Origin of the sequence: Micromonospora trifolii (assembly GCF_050516465.1) — a bacterium.
In the GTDB taxonomy this organism is placed as follows: domain Bacteria; phylum Actinomycetota; class Actinomycetes; order Mycobacteriales; family Micromonosporaceae; genus Micromonospora; species Micromonospora trifolii.
Map to the genome: position 1 here is coordinate 4848568 of NZ_CP191526.1, position 12593 is coordinate 4861160.

At 70.2% G+C, this 12593-nt stretch carries 14 protein-coding genes; 7 read left to right on the top strand and 7 right to left on the bottom strand.

The annotated features are described in order from the left end of the window. On the top strand, positions 1-657 hold the full coding sequence (locus ACQRWP_RS22475) for a methyltransferase domain-containing protein (RefSeq protein ID WP_430497503.1): 657 nt from the start codon (positions 1-3) through the stop codon (positions 655-657). A gap of 8 nt (positions 658-665) precedes the next feature. Here ACQRWP_RS22475 and nucS read toward each other — a convergent pair whose 3' ends face one another. Continuing rightward, positions 666-1325: an endonuclease NucS gene (gene nucS, locus ACQRWP_RS22480; protein WP_112584054.1), complete on the bottom strand. Its 660-nt coding sequence runs from the start codon at positions 1323-1325 to the stop codon at positions 666-668. 71 nt (positions 1326-1396) lie between these two features. Between nucS and ACQRWP_RS22485 the strand changes: the two genes are divergently transcribed. Beyond that, complete coding sequence (locus ACQRWP_RS22485; protein WP_430497505.1) at positions 1397-2014, top strand: DUF4126 domain-containing protein; 618 nt, start codon at positions 1397-1399, stop codon at positions 2012-2014. Positions 2015-2095: 81 nt separating this feature from the next. Further along, a complete protein-coding gene (locus tag ACQRWP_RS22490; protein WP_328652364.1) occupies positions 2096-2392 on the top strand; it encodes a DUF1540 domain-containing protein in 297 nt (98 codons plus the stop codon). Between the two features lie 37 nt (positions 2393-2429). Here the strand turns inward: ACQRWP_RS22490 and ACQRWP_RS22495 are convergent, their stop codons facing one another. Then, positions 2430-4436 carry a protein meaA gene (locus tag ACQRWP_RS22495; RefSeq protein ID WP_430497507.1) on the bottom strand — a complete coding sequence of 669 codons (2007 nt, stop codon included), beginning with the start codon at positions 4434-4436 and terminating at the stop codon, positions 2430-2432. 151 nt (positions 4437-4587) lie between these two features. On the opposite strand from ACQRWP_RS22495, the gene ACQRWP_RS22500 reads away from it, so the two are divergent. The 3 genes from ACQRWP_RS22500 to ACQRWP_RS22510 are packed head-to-tail and all read left to right on the top strand — an operon-like array spanning position 4588 to position 7142. Continuing rightward, positions 4588-5439 (top strand): ABC transporter ATP-binding protein, encoded by an 852-nt coding sequence (locus tag ACQRWP_RS22500; RefSeq protein ID WP_430497509.1) that lies wholly within the window; start codon positions 4588-4590, stop codon positions 5437-5439. Further along, positions 5436-6281: an ABC transporter permease gene (locus ACQRWP_RS22505; protein ID WP_430497510.1), complete on the top strand. Its 846-nt coding sequence runs from the start codon at positions 5436-5438 to the stop codon at positions 6279-6281. Before ACQRWP_RS22500 ends, ACQRWP_RS22505 begins: the two co-directional genes overlap by 4 nt. A 48-nt stretch (positions 6282-6329) precedes the next feature. Then, positions 6330-7142 (top strand): alpha/beta hydrolase, encoded by an 813-nt coding sequence (locus ACQRWP_RS22510; protein ID WP_430497512.1) that lies wholly within the window; start codon positions 6330-6332, stop codon positions 7140-7142. 45 nt (positions 7143-7187) lie between these two features. On the opposite strand, the gene ACQRWP_RS22515 is transcribed toward ACQRWP_RS22510, so the two are convergent. Together ACQRWP_RS22515 and murA are read right to left on the bottom strand one after the other, a co-directional pair. Then, positions 7188-8036, bottom strand: coding sequence for a 3-hydroxyacyl-CoA dehydrogenase family protein (locus ACQRWP_RS22515; RefSeq protein WP_110561611.1), 849 nt, complete (start codon positions 8034-8036; stop codon positions 7188-7190). A 97-nt stretch (positions 8037-8133) separates the two neighbouring features. Then, positions 8134-9576 carry a UDP-N-acetylglucosamine 1-carboxyvinyltransferase gene (gene murA / locus ACQRWP_RS22520; protein ID WP_430497515.1) on the bottom strand — a complete coding sequence of 481 codons (1443 nt, stop codon included), beginning with the start codon at positions 9574-9576 and terminating at the stop codon, positions 8134-8136. Here murA and ACQRWP_RS22525 point away from each other — a divergent pair. Beyond that, the gene (locus ACQRWP_RS22525; protein WP_430497517.1) at positions 9575-10147 is read left to right on the top strand and encodes a cob(I)yrinic acid a,c-diamide adenosyltransferase; all 573 of its coding nucleotides are present in this window, start codon (positions 9575-9577) and stop codon (positions 10145-10147) included. The genes murA and ACQRWP_RS22525 overlap by 2 nt on opposite strands. 342 nt (positions 10148-10489) lie before the next feature. Here ACQRWP_RS22525 and ACQRWP_RS22530 read toward each other — a convergent pair whose 3' ends face one another. The 3 genes from ACQRWP_RS22530 to ACQRWP_RS22540 all read right to left on the bottom strand — a co-directional run bounded on the left by ACQRWP_RS22530 (position 10490) and on the right by ACQRWP_RS22540 (position 12470). Beyond that, positions 10490-10945 carry a DUF2550 domain-containing protein gene (locus tag ACQRWP_RS22530; protein ID WP_124857610.1) on the bottom strand — a complete coding sequence of 152 codons (456 nt, stop codon included), beginning with the start codon at positions 10943-10945 and terminating at the stop codon, positions 10490-10492. Positions 10946-10957: 12 nt separating this feature from the next. After that, on the bottom strand, positions 10958-11239 hold the full coding sequence (locus ACQRWP_RS22535; protein WP_363614755.1) for a F0F1 ATP synthase subunit epsilon: 282 nt from the start codon (positions 11237-11239) through the stop codon (positions 10958-10960). Positions 11240-11327: 88 nt separating this feature from the next. Then, positions 11328-12470, bottom strand: coding sequence for an LCP family protein (locus ACQRWP_RS22540; RefSeq protein ID WP_430497519.1), 1143 nt, complete (start codon positions 12468-12470; stop codon positions 11328-11330). Positions 12471-12593 lie beyond the last annotated feature (123 nt).

Sequence of the window (12593 nt, forward strand, 5' to 3'; positions counted from 1 at the left end):
TTGGGGCCCAATCGATTGCGCTACTGCCTTGTCGACAGTGAGCAGTCGTGGGGCGCCCGGCGGCGTCGGCACCGCTCGGACTGGCTGGCACGCACCTTCCCCGACATCGGCGACATGCACGTGGTCGACCTCGGTGGCCGGCTCGGCACCTGGCACCGCGCCACCGTCCGACCGGCCCGGGTGACCGTCGTCAACCTGGAGCAGCCGCCCGCCGTCGTCCCGGAATGGGCCCACGTCGAGCAGGCCGACGCCTGCGACCTGCCCCCGCACCTCGCCAAGGGCAGCTACGACCTGGTCTTCTCGAACTCGGTGCTGGAGCATGTGGGCGGGCACGAACGCCGGATTCGCCTCGCCGCCGCCGCCCGCTCACTGGCCGACCGGCACTGGGTGCAGACGCCCTACCGCTACTTCCCCATCGAGCCACACTGGATCGCGCCGGGCATGCAGTTCCTGCCGGTACGACTGCGCACCGCGCTCGCCCGACGCTGGCCGTTGGGGCACAAGCCGACCCGCAGCCACGACGCCGCCATCCACCAGGTGCTCTGGACCGAGTTGTTGGACCGCTCGCAGATGCGCCACTACTTCCCCGACTCGACCATGCTGGTGGAGCGGGTGTTCGGCCTGCCGAAGTCACTCATCGCGGTGCGCACCGGGTAGGGCGCCGATCAGAAGAGGGTCAGCTCGTCCTTCACGATGCCACGCAGCTTGTCGTAGTCCACGACCACACACCGGATGCCCCGGTCGGTGGCGAGCACCCGGGCCTGCGGCTTGATCTCCTGAGCGGCGAAGACTCCGACGACCGGGCTGAGCAGCGGGTCACGGTTCATCAGCTCGAGATAGCGGGTCAACTGCTCCACGCCGTCGATGTCGCCACGCCGCTTGACCTCGACGGCGACCGAGCCCGAGTTGGCATCCCGGCACAGCAGGTCGACCGGGCCGATGGCAGTCATGTACTCGCGCCGGACCAGCGTGAACCCCTCGCCCAGGGCACCGGGGTTGGCGGCCAGCAACTCCTGGAGGTGCGCCTCCACCCCGTCCTTGCGCAGGCCCGGATCCACACCCAACTCGTACGAGGTGTCCTGGAAGATCTCCTCCAGGGTGATCCGCAGCTCTTCGCCAGCCTTGTTGACGACCCGCCACACACCGGGGGCCTCCTCCAACCGACACGGCGGGCTCATCCAGTTCAACGGCTTGTACGCCCGGTCGTCGGCGTGAATAGACACCGACCCGTCCGCCTTCACCATCAGCAACCGGGTGGCCAGCGGCAGGTGAGCCGAGAGCCGTCCGACATAGTCCACCGAGCACTTCGCAATGACCAACCGCACCCGACGAGGGTAGCCGAGCACCCACCGGTCGCCAGCGAGCGGCACTGGCGCGTCGATGCGATGCTGAGACCGTGTTCGAAGTCCTCACCGGCACCGGTCTCGCCGCCTCGGCGGGGCTCAACGCCTACATACCCCTGCTCATCCTCGGCCTGCTCGGCCGTTACACCGACCTGATCGACCTGCCCAGCGGCTGGACCTGGCTCGGCAACGGCTGGGTCATCGCCATCATGGCCGTGCTGCTCGCCGTGGAGATGGTGGCGGACAAGGTGCCCGTGGTCGACCACATCAACGACGTGGTGCAGACCGTGGTCCGACCCACCGCCGGTGGCCTGGCCTTCGGCGCCGGCTCCTCGTCGGAGACGGTGACGGTCAGCGACCCGGGGAGCTTCTTCTCGTCCCACCAGTGGGTGCCGGTCGTCACCGGCGTACTGCTGGCGTTGGGCGTGCACCTGCTCAAGTCCGCTGCTCGCCCGGTGATCAACGCGACCACCGCCGGGATCGGCGCCCCGGTCGCCAGCACCGCCGAGGACGCCACCAGCGTGGTGGTCTCCCTGGTGGCGATCATCCTGCCGGTGCTGGTGCTCGTCTTCCTGGTTGGCCTGGCGTTCTTCACCTTCTGGTTCGTCCGCCGTCGTTCCGAACGACGCCGTGAACGAGAGGCCGCCCGCGCCGCCGGCTTCCGCGTCTGAGGGGCGGGCGGGCTCGCCATACCGGGGTTTCGGGGGCTGACAAAAGCCTAGGATCGGGGCAAGAGCCTAGAGGAGGTCGGCATGACCGCAGCGTTGGAGATGCCCCGAGTCCAGGAATGTGTGGTCGCCGCGTGCGCGTACAACCAGTCGGGTGACTGCCACGCCTTCGCGATCACCATCGGCAGCATGGATCACGCCCACTGCCACACCTTCGTCGAGTCGCCCGTCCGGGGCGGCGTGGAGAACCTGATCGCGCAGGTGGGCGCCTGCCAGCGCGCCGACTGCCGGCACAACGAGCAGTTGGAGTGCCACGCGGCGTCGATCAGGGTCGGCCCGGACAACGACATGGCCGACTGCATGACCTACGCCGGCCGCTGACCCACGTCGGCCGACGACCTGCCGGGACGGCGTTCGGTCAGGGCAGGTCGTTGGCGCGACGGATGACCGTCACCAGGTCGTCGATGATGCCGGTGAGGGCGAAGTCCTTCGGGGTGAAGACCCGGGCTACCCCGGCCGCTCGGAGGGTGTCCGCGTCACTGGCCGGGATGATGCCGCCGACCACCACCGGCAGGTCCGCCCGGCCGGCGGCGCGCAGCCCGTCGAGCACCGCGGGCACGGCGGCCAGGTGGGATCCGGAGAGCACGGAGAGCCCGACCAGGTCGACGTCCTCCTCCACGGCGGCGGCGACGATCTGCCCCGCGGTCAACCGGATGCCCTGGTAGACGACCTCGAAGCCGGCGTCGCGGGCGCGTACCGCGATCTGCTCCGCGCCGTTGGAGTGCCCGTCCAGGCCGGGTTTGCCGACCAGCAGCCGCAGCCGGCCGCTGCCCAGTTCCCGCGCGGTGGCGGCTACCCGCTCGCGAACCGCCACGAGGCCCGGCTCCCCACCGCCGCCGGTGGCGCCGGCCAGGCCGGTCGGCGCCCGGTACTCGCCGAAGACCTGGCGCAGCGCGCCGGCCCACTCGCCGGTGGTCACCCCGGCCCGCACGCACTCCAGGGTGGCCGGCATCAGGTTGGTGGTGGTCGCGGCGTCCGCGCGGAGCCGGGCCAGCGCCGCGTCGACCACGGTCGCGTCCCGGTCGGCCCGCCACCGGCGTACGCCGTCCACGCCGGCCGCCTCGACCGCGGGATCGACCTGCTCGACGGCGCCCGCGCCGGCGGCGGTCAACGGGGAGGATTCGGTCTCGGTGTATCGGTTGACCCCGACCACCACGTCGGCACCGGACTCCATCCGGCGACGGCGCTCGGCCAGCGACGCGACCAGCGCGCTCTTGAGATAGCCGGTCTCCACGGCGGCGACGACGCCGCCCAGCTCCAGCACCTTGTCCAGCTCGACCCGCGCCCCGGTGACGACCTCGTCGACCAGCGCGGTCATCACGTGCGAGCCGGCGAAGAGGTCGGGATATTCGAGCAGATCCGACTCGTACGCCAGGACCTGCTGCATCCGCAGCGACCACTGCTGGTCCCACGGTCGGGGCAGGCCGAGCGCCTCGTTCCAGGCGGGCAGTTGGACCGCGCGGGCCCGGGCGTCGCGGGACATCGTCACGCCGAGCATCTCCAGCACGATGCGCTGGATGTTGTTCTCCGGCTGCGCCTCGGTCAGGCCGAGCGAGTTGACCTGCACGCCGTAGCGGAACCGCCGTTGTCTGGCGTCGGTGACCCCGTACCGGTCCCGGGTGATCTCGTCCCAGAGCACGCCGAACGCACGCATCTTGGCGATCTCCTCGACGAAGCGCACCCCGGCGTTGACGAAGAACGAGATCCGCTGGACCACGTCGCCCATCCGCTCGGCCGGCACCTGACCGGAGTCACGGACCGCGTCGAGCACGGCGACCGCGGTGGCCAGCGCGAAGCCGACCTCCTGCACGGGCGTGGCGCCGGCCTCCTGGAGGTGGTACGAGCAGATGTTGACCGGGTTCCACCGGGGCATCTCGCGCAGCGTGTACGCCACCACGTCGGCGGTGAGCCGCAGCGACGCCGCCGGCGGAAAGATGTAGGTGCCCCGGGACAGGTACTCCTTGATGATGTCGTTCTGGGTGGTGCCGGCGCAACGGGCCAGGTCGGCGCCCTGCTCCAGCCCGACGGTGCCGTACAGGGCCAGCAGCCACATCGCCGGGGCGTTGATGGTCATCGAGGTGTTCGTGTCGGCGAGCGGGAGACCGTCGAAGAGCGCCCGCATGTCGCCGAGGTGGGCCACCGGCACGCCGACCCGTCCGACCTCGCCGGCGGCGAGTTCGTGGTCCGGGTCGTACCCGGTCTGGGTGGGCAGGTCGAAGGCGACCGACAGGCCGGTCTGCCCCTTCGCCAGGTTGCGGCGGAAGAGGGCGTTGGTCGCCGCGGCCGACGAGTGGCCGGCGTAGGTGCGCATCACCCACGGGCGGTCCCGCTCGGGCAGTCGCCCCGGGAATGCCGTCTCATCCATGGCCGGAGTCTAAGTTACCGTTCAGTAAAAGGAGCTGTGGAAAACCACACAGGTCCATGTCGGGGACGTCCGGGTGGCAAGCGCCCGCAGTGGCGCGGACCGCCACACCCCGGGCACCACCCGGCCCAGGCCAGGACGCACACTGGACGGCATGGATGACGAGCTGGCCATCTCCGTCCGAGGGCTGCGCAAGGCATACGGCGACAACGTGGCGGTGGCGGGCGTGGATCTGGACGTCCACCGCGGCGAGGTGTTCGCGTTGCTCGGCCCGAACGGCGCCGGCAAGACCACCACGGTGGAGATCCTGGAGGGTTACCGCCGCCGGGACGCCGGCGAGGTCACCGTCCTCGGCGTCGACCCGGCCCAACCGGATGCCGACTGGCGTACCCGGGTCGGCATCGTGCTTCAGGGCACCGGCGAGTTCGACGAGCTGACCGTCGCCGAGGTGATCCGGCACTTCTCCGGCTTCTACCCCGACGCGGACGACCCGGACAAGGTGATCGACCGGGTCGGGCTGGCCGACAAGGCGAAGGCCCGGACGCACACCCTCTCCGGTGGGCAGAAGCGCCGCCTGGACGTGGCCCTGGGCATCATCGGCCGTCCTGAGTTGCTCTTCCTCGACGAGCCGACCACCGGTTTCGACCCGGAGGCCCGCCGCGAGTTCTGGGAGCTGATCCGCGACCTCGCCGCGGCCGGCACCACAATCGTGCTCACCACCCACTACCTGGACGAGGCCGAGGCCCTCGCCGACCGGGTCGGCGTGATCGCCGGCGGCCGGCTGGTCGAGGTCGCCGCTCCCAACCGGCTGGGCAATCGACAGGAGGCCCTCGCGACGGTCTCCTGGCGTACCCCGGAAGGGACGCTGGAGCTTGCGCAAACCGCGACGCCGACGGCCTTCGTGGCCGACCTCGCCGCGCGCTACGGCGGCGAGGTCCCCGGGCTCACCGTGACCCGGCCGACCCTGGAGGACGTCTACCTCACCATGATCGGACACGCGCGATGACGACCACGACGAAGCCGGCGACGCCGGTCACCGCGACCCGCGGCCGACGGCCGAGTGCCGGCACGCTCGCCCTGCGCCAGGGCCGACTGGAGATCACCCAGTTCCTGCGCAGCCGGGAGTCGGTGGTCTTCACGATGGGCTTCCCCATCATCATGATCCTGATCTTCGCGTCGATCTTCGACGGCACGATCGGCGGCGGGGTCAAGTTCACCCAGTACTTCATCACCGGCATGATCGCGACCGGCCTGATGACGGTGAGCTTCCAGAACCTCGGCATCTGGATCCCGATCGAACGGGACCGGGGCGTGCTCAAGCGCTACCGGGGCACACCGATGCCGAAGTGGGTCTGGTTCGCCGGCAAAGTGATCATGGTGGTGGCGATCGGCATCGCCGAGACGGTCCTGCTCCTGGCCGTCGCCGTGGCGCTGTTCGACCTCGACCTGCCGGGCACCGCCGCGAAGTGGTTCACCTTTGGCTGGGTCGCCGTGCTCGGGGTCACCGCGTGCACCCTGTGCGGCATCGCGATCTCGTCGCTGGCCCGCACCGCCCGCAGCGGCTCGGCGGTGGTCACCCCGGTGGCCCTGGTGCTCCAGTTCATCTCCGGGGTGTTCTTCGTCTTCACCGACCTGCCCAATTGGATGCAGCAGGTGGCGGCGCTGTTCCCGCTCAAGTGGATGTGCCAGGGGCTGCGGTCGGTGTTCCTGCCGGAGAGCTTCGGCGCCCAGGAGCCGGGCGGCTCGTTCGAGCTGGGCCGGGTGGCGGTGGTGCTGGTCCTGTGGTGCGTGATCGGTGTGGTGCTCTGCCTGACCACCTTCCGCTGGACCACCAAGCGCGACGGCTGACCCCTCTCCGGGGCCCCCGATCCGCCCCGGGGCTGCCAGACTCTGACCATGGCCGTTCGACCGACCCGGCGCGGGCTCCTGCTCGCGGGGGCAGGGGCAACGGCGCTGGCGGTCGGGGTCGGCTGGACGGCCCGCGACCTGATCCGCCCGTCACCGACGCGACCCGTCCCCCCGGACGCGCCGGCCGGCGACGAGCGACTGGTCAGCCGCCCGTCCGCCGCACGTGGCCGCTCAGTCGACTTCTACACCGCCGTCCCGGACGGGCACGGCGACGGTCAGGGGTTGCCGGTCTGCCTGGTGCTGCACGGCGCGTCCACCACCGCACGGGACTTCCCCGGGCTCGGCCTGGGGCGCTTCCTGACCGACGCGGTGCGTCGGGGCGCGCCGCCGTTCGTGCTCGCCGGAGCGACCGGCGACCGCCTCTCCTGGCGCCCCGCCGGCCGGGACGACCCGCAGCGGATGGTGCGTGAGGAGTTGCCGGCCTGGTGCGCCGAGCGGGGCTTCGACGCCACCCGGCTGGCGGCCTGGGGCTGGTCCATGGGGGGCTTCGGCTCGCTGTTGCTCGCCGCCACCTGGCCGGGGCTGCTGCGGGCGGTGGCGGCCTTCTCCCCCGCCGTCGCGCCCGGTGATGCCGTCTTCGCCGGTGTCGACCGGTTGCGCGGCACTCCGCTGGGCCTCTGGTGCGGTCGCCAGGACGACTTCCTCGCCGACGTGCAGGCGCTGGAGCGGGCCCTTCCCGAGCCGGCCGCCCGATCCGAGTACGCCGACGGCCGGCACGACTTCCGATACTGGGGCTCGGTCATACCCGGCGCCCTCGACTTCGTCGCGGCGGCGCTGACCGCGCCACCCGGCCCGAACTGAGTTGACCGCGAGGGCCCGCGAACCGGGCCCCCGCGGCTGCCGGTCTCAGTAGGTGTAGAAGCCCTTGCCGGTCTTGCGGCCCAGGTCGCCGGCGGTGACCATCCGCTGGAGCAGCTCCGGCGGGAAGAACTTCTCGTCGGCGGTGTCGGTGTAGATGTTCTTCGAGGCGTGCAGCAGCACGTCCACACCGGTCAGGTCGGTGGTGGCCAGCGGGCCCATCGCGTGCCCGAAGCCCAGCCGGCAGGCGGTGTCCAGGTCCTCCGCGGACACCACTCCGGACTCGACCAGCTTGACCGCCTCCATCACCAGGGCGGAGATCAGTCGGGTGGTGACGAAGCCGGCGATGTCCCGGTTGACCACGACGACCGTCTTGCCGATCTCCTCGGCGAAGGCCCGCGCGGTGTCCAGCGTGGCGTCGCTGGTCTTGTAACCGCGCACCAGCTCGCAGAGCTGCATCATCGGCACCGGGGAGAAGAAGTGGGTGCCGACGACCGCCTCGGGCCGCTCGGTCACCGCGGCGATCTGAGTGACCGGGATGGCCGAGGTGTTGGTGGCGAGCACCGCGTCCGACTTGCAGATCTTGTCCAGGGCGCGGAACACCTCATGCTTGATCTCCAGCCGCTCGAAGACCGCCTCGACCACGATGTCCGCGTCCGCCGCCGCCTCCAGGTCGGTGGTCGGGGTGATCCGAGCCAGCGTCGCCTCGACCTCGGACGCCTCGATCTTGCCCTTCTCGGCGAACTTCTCCAGTGACTTCCGAATGCCGCCGAGACCCCGGGTGGTGGCCGCGTCGTCCAGGTCGCGCAGCGTCACCTGCCAGCCCGCCTGCGCCGCCACCTGGGCGATGCCGGAGCCCATCAGCCCGGCCCCGACGACCGCGAGTCGACCCGCCATCTGCTTCTCCCTCGCTGCGATTGAGTGCCTGCCTGCACCCTAGTCGGCGAGCCTGAACGATGGCTAAGTGGCGGTCGGGGCTGGGTCGTGGGGGACCTCAGATCTCCAGTGCCGGCTCCTCCGGCGTGGTGCCCCGCTCGACCGCCACCCCGAGCGCACGCAGGTCGGCCACGAAGTCCGGGTAGCCCCGGTCGACGTGGTGCACGTGGGAGACCTCGGTGACCCCCTCCGCGCAGAGCCCGGCGATGATCAACCCTGCTCCGGCCCGGATGTCGGTGGCCTGCACCGGGGCACCCGAGAGCCGACCCCGGCCCCGGACCACCGCGTGGTGCCCGTCGGTCTTGATGTCCGCGCCGAGCCGCATCATCTCGTTGGCGAACATGAACCGGCCGTCGAAGATGTTCTCGGTGATCAGGGAGGCGCCGTCGCTGACGGCCGCCAGCCCGATCGCCATCGGCAGCAGGTCGGTGGCGAAGCCGGGGTACGGCAGCGTCACCACGTCCACCGCCCGGGGCCGCTCGTCCATCCGTACGCGGAAGCCGTCCCCCCGGGTCTCCACCAGCCCGCCGGCGGCAACCACCTTGTCCAGGGCGACCTCCAGGAAGGCCGGGTCCAGCCCGGTCACCGTCACGTCGCCCCGGGTCATCGCCGCGCCGAACGCCCAGGTGCCGGCGACGATCCGGTCCCCCACAGTGGCGTGGCGCACCGGACGCAGACCGGGCACACCGGTGATCCGCAACATCGACGTGCCCGCGCCGACGATGCGCGCGCCCATCTGGTTGAGCATCGTGCAGATGTCGACGATCTCCGGCTCCCGGGCCGCGTTGTCGATCATCGTGGTGCCCTGGGCCAGCACCGCCGCCATCACCAGGTTCTCGGTCGCGCCGACGCTGGGGAAATCCAGCACGATGTCCGCGCCACGCAGCCCGTGCGGGGCGGAGGCGATGACGAACCCGTGCTCACCGGAAATCTCCGCGCCCATCCGGGTCAGCCCGGAGATGTGCATGTCCAACCCCCGCGACCCGATCGCGTCGCCGCCGGGATGGGCCACCCGCACGTACCCCCGACGGGCCAGCAACGGGCCGAGCACGCAGATCGACGCGCGCAACCGTCGGACCAGGTCGTAGTCGGCCTCCGCGCCCGGCTGCTCGGGTACGTCGATCGTCACCGACCGGGACCGGGCCACGCCGCCACGGGCGACCATCGGGTCGACCGGATCGTCCGCCTCGAACTGGACGTCGCAGCCGAGCCGGCGCAGCACCTCCCCCATGATCGCGATGTCGGTGATCCGGGGGACGTTGGTGATCACACTGCGGCCCGGCGCGAGCAGCGCGGCGGCCATCAGCTTCAACGCCGAGTTCTTGGCACCGACCACGTGCACGGTGCCGGCCAGTCGGGCGTCACCGCGGACCCGGATGACGTCGACATCGTTGACCGCCGGATCGCCGGCGTCGCCGGGGCCCACCACCACCGGCCAACCGGCGGTGCTGTCCGGCCGGGCCGGGATCGTCAGGTCGGGAATCCGTAGGCTGTGCGTCATGGCCGTCCACCTCACGCGCATCTACACCAAGGCCGGCGACGCCGGCATGACCAGGCTGAGCAACAACGAGCAGGTGCCGAAGACCGATCCACGGATCGCCGCGTACGCGGATGTCGACGAGTGCAACGCGGCGATCGGCGTCGCGCTCGCGCTGGGAAACCTCGACGAGGAGCTTCGCGGCGTGCTGGGGTCGGTGCAGAACGACCTGTTCGACGTTGGCGCCGACCTGTCCACCCCGGTCGAGCCGGAGCCGAAGTACCCGCCGCTGCGGGTGACCGAGGAGTACGTCGAGCGCCTGGAAGGCTGGTGCGACGAGTACAACGCACGCCTGAGCAAGCTCGACTCCTTCATCCTCCCCGGCGGCACCGCAGGTGCGGCGCTGCTGCACGTGGCGCGGACCGTCGCCCGGCGTGCCGAACGGGCAGCGTGGGCGCTGGTCGGCCACGATCCGGAACGAACCAGCACGCTCCCGGCAAAGTATCTCAACCGGCTCTCCGATCTGCTCTTTATCCTGTCAAGAACGGCAAATCCGGCAGGAGACGTGCTATGGGTGCCGGGCGGCGAGCGCTGAACGTCGGCGCTCCGCACCACGTCGAGGTATGGGTTCCCACTCTGCCCGCCACCACGCGTAGCCCAGGCTGACTCACTGACTCCTCGGCGAGCCAGGCCCGACCAGCGCCTGATCAACTCCGGTTCCTTGATGTCGGGCCATCCCAGCCACCAGGACACCCCGACATCAAGAAACCGAGTCGATCAACCCGCCTAACGCGCTCGCCACGCAGGCCGGCTCGCTGAGGAGGCGGGACTCAGCCGCGTCGGTAACGGCAGGTGATGAAAAACCGCGCCAGACCGACGCAGGGCGGCAGCGACGGGTTTCCGGGGGAGCCCAGAAGAGCGACCACAGAAGAGCAGATCAGGCAGCCGGCCAGTCCTGGGAGGCCATACGCGGCGAGACCGCCCCCGGAGGGGCGGCCTCGAGCCAGGAGAGAAAACCGGTAACGGTCGATCGCGCCATGGCGATCTCCACCGGTGCGTGGTGACTGGTACAGCGGAGGATCACCCAGTCGGCCGGCATGGAGAACCGTTCCTGACCTTCGGGCAACCGGCGGCGCTCCACGGCCAGCCCCTTGCGGGAGAGCACCCGCTTGGGCCGGATCGCGAAGCTGAACATCCGGTACCAGCGCAGCTCGTCACCGGCGAACCGGCCGAAGCCGGGCGACCAGCCGCGGCCGTCGAGCATGGTGGAGACCCGGACGCTGAGCCGGATGATGCCACCGCTGCGGGTGACCAGAGCTCGCCGGACGAAGAGGATCAGAAGCGCGCCGAGGATGACGACAACGCCGATTCCGAATCCTTCGACGATCTCCATCCCCGGTGTGGCTCAGCGGCTCTGCGCGGAGACCGGGGTTGCGCTCTCGGCCAGCACGGTGACACCGTCGGCGCTCACCGAGAGGAAGCCACCGGACACCTCGTAGGAGACCTGCTCACCGCCGGCGAGCTTGATGCGGACCTGGCCGGGCTCGGCGAGCTGGCCGAGTAGCGGCGCGTGCCCCGGCAGGACACCGAGCTCGCCTTCGGTCGTCCGGGCGACGACCATCTCGGCGTCACCGGACCAGACCTTCTCCTCGACGGCGACGAGCTCGACGTGAAGCTGCTGTGCCACGCTGTCTCCTTGCTGCGGCTACGGATTGCCGAAAGTCTAGCCTGACGACGCGGCGCGCCCAACGCGGGTGGGGACAACGCCGACCTGACTACTTGGCCTTGTTGACGAATTCCGGGTGCTCCAGCAGGAACGGGTCGAGTTGCTCGTTGTGCAGGGCGGTGAAGAAGTCCGGGACCCCGTCCTGGAACTGCTCGCCCAGGTACTTCTTACCCTCGAACACCCCACCACCGGGCAGCTTGATCATCTCGATGGTGTTCGGGCGGATGTCCTTCAGGGCGAGCCCGAAGTCGACCACGCTGTTGCCTCGACCATTGAAGATCAACGACTGACCGGCGGCCCGGAGCACCTTGTCCAGCTTTATCGGGTTGGACACCACGTCGGCGCTGAACGCCTGGCCGACCATGGCCTTGACGAACTGCTGCTGGTGGCGCTGCCGGCCGTAGTCGGAATCCAGAACGCCGTTCTTCGGGTAGCGCTGCCGGACGTAGTCCAGCGCCTGCCACCCACTCAGGTGCCGGTTGCCCTTCTTGTAGAGCGCCTGCGGGCCGACATAGCCCTCACCACGGGTGTTGCCCGGCCGCGGCTTGCCGTCCGGCTGCTTGTGCTCGGACTTCACGTCGCGCTCGATGTACATGTCGACACCGCCCATGGCGTCGACGATCTTCTGAAAGCCGGTGAAGTTGATGATCGCGCCAGCGTCGAAGCGCTTGATGCCGGTCACGTTCTGCACGGTGGTGGCCAGCAGCTCGAAGCCCCGGGCCGCGTCGGGGTTGGCCCCCGGCACCTTGCTGCCGAACGACATCGCGGCGTTGATCTTCGTGGTCTCGCCCGGGAAGTCGGCCTTCTTGAACGCCGGGATCTTCACGTAGAGGTCACGTGGCAGGGAGAACAAATAGGCCCGGTCCATCGAGGCCGGCACGTGCAGCACCATGATCGAGTCGGCCAGTGGTGCGGCCGTCGGCGTACGCGGGTCGATGCCGACGAGAAGGATGTTGAGCGGACCCTTGATCTCGCTCTTCTTCGCCTGGGCCCCCGCCGCCTGGTCGCCGAACAGGTCGGCCTTGCCGACAGCGCCCTCGTAGCGGGCCATGAGGACCTCGGTGCCGACCAGCACGGCGCCGCTGAGCACGGTCAGCACGGTGCCGAACACCGTGCAGATCCTGGCCCACCGCGGCACACCTCGCCAGATGGACGGCTTGCGGCCACTCTTGCCGGCCTTACCCACGAGCATCTCCGTTCGTTACGCCCACGACGAGGAAGACGGGCGCACGTCGTCGAAAGGTTGCAAGGATCAACGCTCGTTCAGGTGAGCGCGCGGAACGAACCGTAGCTCGGGAGCCTCCGGAGTGACGAC

Excerpts from the sequence above, each read along its gene's own strand:
- ACQRWP_RS22490 (WP_328652364.1), top strand. The coding sequence starts at position 2,096 with ATGACCGCAGCGTTGGAGATGCCCCGAGTCCAGGAATGTGTGGTCGCC.
- ACQRWP_RS22495 (WP_430497507.1), bottom strand. The coding sequence starts at position 4,436 with ATGGATGAGACGGCATTCCCGGGGCGACTGCCCGAGCGGGACCGCCCG.
- ACQRWP_RS22500 (WP_430497509.1), top strand. The coding sequence starts at position 4,588 with ATGGATGACGAGCTGGCCATCTCCGTCCGAGGGCTGCGCAAGGCATAC.
- ACQRWP_RS22505 (WP_430497510.1), top strand. The coding sequence starts at position 5,436 with ATGACGACCACGACGAAGCCGGCGACGCCGGTCACCGCGACCCGCGGC.
- ACQRWP_RS22510 (WP_430497512.1), top strand. The coding sequence starts at position 6,330 with ATGGCCGTTCGACCGACCCGGCGCGGGCTCCTGCTCGCGGGGGCAGGG.
- ACQRWP_RS22515 (WP_110561611.1), bottom strand. The coding sequence starts at position 8,036 with ATGGCGGGTCGACTCGCGGTCGTCGGGGCCGGGCTGATGGGCTCCGGC.
- ACQRWP_RS22525 (WP_430497517.1), top strand. The coding sequence starts at position 9,575 with ATGGCCGTCCACCTCACGCGCATCTACACCAAGGCCGGCGACGCCGGC.
- murA (WP_430497515.1), bottom strand. The coding sequence starts at position 9,576 with ATGACGCACAGCCTACGGATTCCCGACCTGACGATCCCGGCCCGGCCG.
- ACQRWP_RS22530 (WP_124857610.1), bottom strand. The coding sequence starts at position 10,945 with ATGGAGATCGTCGAAGGATTCGGAATCGGCGTTGTCGTCATCCTCGGC.
- ACQRWP_RS22540 (WP_430497519.1), bottom strand. The coding sequence starts at position 12,470 with ATGCTCGTGGGTAAGGCCGGCAAGAGTGGCCGCAAGCCGTCCATCTGG.